4 protein-coding genes are annotated in these 6,405 nt (G+C 56.0%); 3 read left to right on the plus strand and 1 reads right to left on the minus strand.

The window, feature by feature from the left end; translation table 11 throughout:
• On the plus strand, positions 1-924 hold a 924-nt coding region (rlmD, locus tag O6929_08555; protein MCZ6480437.1), incomplete at its 5' end, for a 23S rRNA (uracil(1939)-C(5))-methyltransferase RlmD.
• A gap of 90 nt (positions 925-1,014) precedes the next feature.
• Positions 1,015-2,406 carry an asparagine--tRNA ligase gene (asnS, locus tag O6929_08560; GenBank protein MCZ6480438.1) on the plus strand — a complete coding sequence of 464 codons (1,392 nt, stop codon included), beginning with the start codon at positions 1,015-1,017 and terminating at the stop codon, positions 2,404-2,406.
• 46 nt (positions 2,407-2,452) lie between these two features.
• On the opposite strand, the gene O6929_08565 is transcribed toward asnS, so the two are convergent.
• Positions 2,453-3,694, minus strand: a complete 1,242-nt coding sequence (locus O6929_08565) for an MFS transporter (protein ID MCZ6480439.1) — start codon at positions 3,692-3,694, stop codon at positions 2,453-2,455.
• Between the two features lie 757 nt (positions 3,695-4,451).
• On the opposite strand from O6929_08565, the gene O6929_08570 reads away from it, so the two are divergent.
• Complete coding sequence (locus tag O6929_08570; GenBank protein MCZ6480440.1) at positions 4,452-6,368, plus strand: LysM peptidoglycan-binding domain-containing protein; 1,917 nt, start codon at positions 4,452-4,454, stop codon at positions 6,366-6,368.
• The last annotated feature ends 37 nt before the right edge of the window (positions 6,369-6,405 follow it).

Consider the following 6,405-nt stretch of genomic DNA (forward strand, 5'->3'; position numbering starts at 1 on the left):
CTTTATTACCCGCAGAGTCACCGTGTGATCGACATCTCTTCTTGTCCGGTTCATCCGAAACCCGTGAACTCCGTGCTGAAGTACCTAAAAGGGCAAATGGTTCGGCTGGGGATCGAAGCTTATAACGAGAAAGACGACAGCGGTGAGCTTCGCTATGTGGACTTCCGCTACAGCTTCTCGCAGCGTAGGCTCGGGGTTACGCTTGTGACTCGCCACAGCGGGTTTCGCCAAGGCCAAGAGTTAGCCCGAGCCCTCCATCGACGTTTTTCTTTTATCAGCGGGGTCGTCCAGAATATCAACGAGGAACGAGGCAATGTGATTTGGGGGGAACGTTACCGTTCATTAGCTGGCCGTGACGCCATCGTGGAACAGATTGGATTTTTGAAACTCATGCTACCCGCCGGTGTCTTTTGCCAGGCGAACCCATCTATGGCTCGTCGGATCTATGAAGCCACTGTCGCCATGGCAGATCTCAAAGGACGGGAGAGGGTCCTGGATCTCTACTGCGGAGTCGGGCCCCTTTCCCTGTACCTAGCAACCAATGCTGCCTCTGTTTGGGGTGTCGATGAAAATCTCCTATCCATCTCGACAGCCAAACAGAACGCGCGGATGAACGGCTTTCACAACTGCCGTTTTTTTGTAGGGGACGTGGCGGATAAGATCGAGGAGGCAAGGCGCCAGCTGTCTGAAATCGATTTAATTGTTTGCAACCCCCCAAGGAAGGGCCTCCAGCCTCAAGCCCTACAGGCTATGCTCGCCGCCAGGGCGCCAAAGATCCTCTATGTCTCGTGTGAGCCAGCGACCCTGGCACGAGATCTGGATCGGCTGACGGGAGATGGATACCGACTGACGAGCATTCAGCCATTTGACATGTTTCCCCAGACAGAGGAGGTGGAAACCATAGCGCTTCTGGAACGGTTCTAAAGACTCGCCACAGAACGGCGACAGCGACAAATGAGGATATTCCAACAAAAAGCAGGTTGACATCCTGGCTCATTTTCCGATACTTGCCCTATGGATTCACAGCGCTCATCAATTAAGCAGGCCTACCTTTTGCCCGTGGGGAGCGAAATCACCGTGCAGGGTTGGGTTCGCTCACGTCGGGACTCCAAGGGCATCACCTTTATTGAATTAAATGATGGCTCACGGTTCAAGAGCCTACAACTCGTGGTGGAAGATGGAGTGTTGCCGAATGAAACACTCACCCAAGTCACCACTGGCAGCTCCATTTCCGCATCGGGTGTCCTGGTCCAATCCCCCGCCAAGGGTCAAGCCGTGGAATTGAAGGTCACAAGCATTTCTGTTTATGGTACGGCGGATCCTGCGAACTATCCGCTGCAAAAGAAGGGACACTCTTTTGAGTTCCTGCGCGAGATCGCCCACCTCAGGGTCCGCAGTAACACCTTCGGCGCGGCCTTCCGCGTGCGCAACGTCCTCACCCACTCCATACACAGCTTCTTTCAGGAGCGGGACTTCATCTACGTCCAGACCCCAATCATCACCACCTCCGATTGCGAGGGCGCCGGTGAGATGTTCAACGTCACCTCTTTGAATCTACGAAACGTTCCCAGGGCCGATGACGGCGACGTGGACTGGCGGCAGGACTTTTTCGGACGGCCTGCGTACCTCACCGTGAGCGGCCAGATGGAGGCCGAGATATTCGCCCTGAACTTTACCAAAGTCTATACCTTTGGCCCCACCTTCCGTGCCGAGAACAGCAACACGCCACGCCATCTGGCCGAATTCTGGATGATTGAGCCAGAAATGGCGTTCCATGACCTCCAAGACAACATGCGCGTTGCCGAGGAGTTTCTCAAATACACCATTCGCCACGTTCTCGAGCACTGCAGGGAAGACCTTGAGTTTTTCAATCAACGTGTGGAGAAAACCGTACTCAACACGCTGGAGCATGTCGTAGGATCGGCCTTTGCCCATCTCTCGTACACCGACGCCATCAAGGCCCTGCAAGACGCCAACAGGAAGTGGGAGTTCCCGCCCATGTGGGGCCACGACCTGCAAACGGAGCATGAGCGGTTTCTAACCGAAGAAATCTTCAAGAAGCCGGTGATCGTTACCGACTACCCGAAAGACATCAAGCCCTTTTATATGCGTGTCAATGATGACGACCGAACGGTGCGAGCGATAGATGTGTTGGTGCCGAGGGTCGGGGAGATTATCGGGGGAAGCCAGCGTGAGGAGCGATACGACGTGGTTCTAAAGAGGTTAAAGGAAACGGGACTGGATGAAAGGCCCTACTGGTGGTACCTGGACCTCCGCCGATTCGGAACGGTCCCTCACTCGGGCTTCGGACTCGGGTTGGAGCGGATGATGATGTATCTGACCGGTCTTAAAAACATCCGCGATGTGATCCCCTTCCCGCGTACACCGGGAAACGCAGAGTTTTGACCTCGCTTAGAGAAAAAGAGTTGCGTCCCCTTTTCCCACCCCCTTTCTAGCGATGTCGGGGGCCCGTCGGGGTGGGCAAGCTCTCACTGCCGATCTCGAACTTGCGGACGATTGGGGCAGCGACGGAGACACTCGTCACCAGCAAGAGCGTGGCCACACCTCCTATGAACGCGGCGATCTCCGCCCCAGCGAAGGAAGCGACCAGACCTGACTCGAACTGGCCCAGTTGAGGTCCGCCGCTGGTGAAGATGCTGTTGACAGAAGACATCCGGCCGCGGATTTCGTCGGGGGTGCATAACTGGTTGATCGTGCTACGTAGCACGGCGCCGATCGTATTCCCCATACCCGTTCCTGCCAGCATCAGGACCGAAAACCAAAAGATCGTTGAGAACGCAAACAGAAGCACGCAGGCGCCGTAGATGGCTACGCCGATGAGGGCCCACCGCCCGGCGCGCCGGACACGTCCCCAAAAGCTCAGAAAGGTGGCCGAGCCCAGCGAACCCGCCGCGACCGCCGAGTGAAGAATGCCCAACCCTTCCGGGCCCACCTGGAGGATGTCGCGCGCGTAGATGGGGAGTAGCGCGCGTGTCGATCCAAGAAACGTCATGCCAAAGTCAAGGGACATGAGCAGCAAAATCACGGGTTGGGAGCGTACAAAGCCCACGCCTTCCTTGAGCGAGTTGAAAGATATGGCTCGACGACCAGCGGCGCTGAGCGGGGTCGTGATGCAAGTGAGCGAGAACGCCATGGCAAGCCAGGATATGGCGTCCACGCCATAGCAAAGGGCCGGCCCAACAAAACCTAGAGCTATTCCGGCCAGGGAGGGTCCTGCGATCATTGCAACATGGCGCTGGGCATTGGTCAAAGCCAGGGCGTTGGGCAGCTCAGTGCGGGGCACGAGATTGGGAGGGAGCGCTTGTCGGGCCGGCGTTTCCAGCGATGAAAAGATCGCAAAGAACACGTTTGCGCCGTAGAGGGCAAAAGGGGAGGCCCTGCCGGAGAGCGTGATGACCACGAGCCCCGCCGAAACCAAAAACTGCCCGACCTGGGTGACGATCAGCAAGCGCTTGCGGTCAACGGCGTCGGCAAGAAGGCCGCCGAAGAGAAGAAGCGACATTTGGGGAATGGCACGGGCGAGCCCGAGCATGCCAATGTGAAGGGGGGAGTTGGTGAGTTCATAGATCTGCCATGCCATGGCTACCGTAGAGAACTGTGTTCCCACCCCCGAAAGGACCTGGCCAATCCAGAAAATACGGAAGTCTCTGTGCCGTAGTGCTGCAAATGCCATGATGTCTCGCCGTGCGTGCGGGTCGCAGCGTCTCGGTCCGCTTTAAATCATTCGAATGACCGGGGCTCGCAACTGGGCAGGTCTCACGTTAGATAACCACGGTCACGCCAGAAGCGCTCCGCCGCCGGATGCAGCGGGATGTCCAACGGGGTCTCGGGTGTATTGCGGCACATGCGATCCAGCGCAAGCGGCCCCCTCACCCTGACCCGGGATCCGATCCTTGCGGGCCTCGAGGGCTTTGCAGAAAGCCGTGATGAGTCCGTTGGGGGCAAATCGTCTTCACCCGCCAACTCCGACGCGACCTCAAAAACCAGTCGTGACGGTGTGGTCCCCGGCACGGCAAATTGTCCATGATCGATCATCCCACGACTCCTTCTGCCTGATGAATGGGTTCAAGCCAAGGTCATCAAATACACCCCATGTTAATGGATTGTCAATTTCTGTATGGAATGCGAGCCTTTAATTTGACTGTCGTATAAGTAAAGCGTAATCTGAAAGGTAGATAAACCCAAAGACATTCCGTCTAGGCTCTTTTCGCCAACTTCGTTATGCTGATGAAAACATTAGAAAGCGTCTAGGTCTATCCGCTTAATTTCGAATAATTGCAATTTAGCGCTGTCCTTTTGAACGGGAAGCCTGTAGGTGCACGACACCCTCGATTGGTTGATTTTGGAGTAAGACACCCTATCTAGAGCCGCCTAAGAAGATTGAAACTATGGAACATTCAGAGGGGAAAAAATCTTTCCTTGTATGCCTCATGGCGGTGGGATTGATGATCGGCGGCTGTACTTTTCATGGGCAGCGGGCGAGACCTGAGCAGACCGCCGGTGACAGCACAAATACCCCGACGCCAGCGCAGACCACACCATCCAGTGATGCCTCGGATGAACCCTTTCTTGACGGTTCCGAGATCGTGTTTGGCGCGCCGTCCCGGGAGCTTCCCGATGAAGCTGATCCACAGGAGCCCGACAGCTTTAACGAAACCGAATCGTTTACCCTACCGGCAACAGAGGATGAACCCTCAATGATATGGCCAAGGTATACCGGTACACCCGACCAATCCCAATTCTATCCCTTCTCGATAATAGAGGATAAACCCTCTCAAATTTGGCCAAGACATACCGTTACATCCGACGAATCCCAGTCCTTTGCCGTCTCGACGACAGAAGATGAGCCCTCACTAGAATACGAGAATGCGGAAACAACGGAGGATTTCGCTAGCTACGACCCTCAACCCGCTAGCGCCCACTCCAGCGAGAAAGACGCGGACCTGTGGGACCGCATCCGCCAGGGCTTCGCCTTGCCGGAGCGGCAAGATAGGCGGATCGATGGAGAGGCCAAATGGTTCAGCCGCAATCAAGACTACCTGGATCGCGTCGCCGAGCACGCACGACCCTATCTGCATTACATCGTCAGCCAAGTGGAACAACGGGGACTGCCCACCGAGATCGTGTTATTGCCGGTGGTAGAAAGCGCCTTTCAGCCTTACGCCTATTCCTCGGGCCACGCAGCCGGCATCTGGCAGTTTATCCCCGCTACGGGACGACGCTTCGGCTTAAAATTAAACTGGTGGTACGATGGACGACGCGACATCGTAGCATCCACGCGGGCGGCGCTTGATTATTTGGAATATTTGCACGATTTCTTCGATGGCGATTGGCTGCTGGCCTTGGCCGGCTATAACGCGGGCGAAGGCACCGTACTCAAGGCAATGCGCTACAACCGACGGCGCCGAAGGTCCACCGACTTTTGGTCACTGCGGCTACCCCGTGAAACGAAACAATACGTACCGCGTCTCCTTGCGCTACGGAACATCGTCGCCACTCCGGAAAAACTGGGCATCACCCTCAGGCCTATTCCCGACGAACCCTATCTCACCAGTGTCGATATCGATTCACAATTGGATCTCGCAACGGCGGCGAAACTGGCTGATATGGAATTGAATGAACTGCATCAACTCAACCCCGGTTTCAACCGCTGGGCCACCGCCCCGGATGGCCCCCATCACCTGCTGCTACCCCTGGATAAGGCGGAACGCTTTGCTGACGAGGTGGCTCAATTGCCTCCGGAACTCCGGATCCAATGGGTGCGGCACCGGGTGCGCCGCGGCGAAACACTCGGCGGGCTAGCGCTCCGTTATCAAACCACAGCAAGAGTATTGCGCCAACTCAACAATCTCAATGGCAATCTCATCCGCGCCGGGCATTACCTCGTTATTCCCATCCCAGCGCGTGCTTACGGGGGTCAGCAAAATACCCTACAAGATGTCGCCGCTTACGGCGACAAGTCCATCCATACCGTAAGGTCTGGAGAAAACCTGTGGTTCCTGTCTCGCCGCTATGGCACTACGGTGCGGCAACTGTGCTACTGGAATAATATATCCCCTCGTGCTTTACTGCACCCCGGCCAGCGAATCATTGTGCTCTACGGCCCCTCTTCCAGTATCATCCCCGCCAGCCTGCATACGCTCACGGTGCCTGGAGCGGTCGCCAAACCCCGAAAGATTACCTATCGAGTGCGCAGAGGCGATTCATTGTACCGCATCTCACGGCGGTTCCAGGTCACGATAAAACAATTAAGGCAATGGAACAATATTAAGAGGAACCAATATCTCCAACCCGGCCAAAAACTCACTTTATACGTGAGCCTCACGGCCGATTCGGAAAGAAGCTAACCTCGTTAACCCGCTCCTTAACCTTACACCTCACATA

Source organism: Candidatus Methylomirabilota bacterium (assembly GCA_027293415.1).
Classification (GTDB): Bacteria; Methylomirabilota; Methylomirabilia; order Methylomirabilales; family CSP1-5; genus CSP1-5.